Source organism: Pseudomonas sp. SIMBA_067 (assembly GCF_046534675.1).
GTDB lineage: Bacteria > Pseudomonadota > Gammaproteobacteria > Pseudomonadales > Pseudomonadaceae > Aquipseudomonas > Aquipseudomonas putida.
On record NZ_JAWRYH010000857.1, the window covers coordinates 1 to 254 of the forward strand.

The following is a 254-nucleotide window of genomic DNA, read 5'->3' on the forward strand; positions in this document are numbered from 1 at the left end:
GTGCAATCAGCGGTGAAAAAACCGGATTTGCTTACGCTGACCAAATCAGCCTGCTGGCGCTGGAACAGAGTGCGCAAGCGGCGCGCACCATCGTCCGTGATAGTGGTGATGGCAAAGTACAGACGCTGGGCGCGGTAGAGCATAGCCCGTTGTATACCTCGGTAGATCCGCTGCAAAGCATGAGCCGTGAAGAGAAGCTGGATATCCTGCGTCGCGTCGATAAGGTTGCTCGCGAAGCGGACAAGCGCGTACAG

1 pseudogene is annotated in these 254 nt (G+C 57.1%); it reads left to right on the top strand.

The features are described from left to right. Positions 1 to 254: pseudogene (gene tldD, locus SB765_RS31635) on the top strand (metalloprotease TldD); the annotation flags it as partial.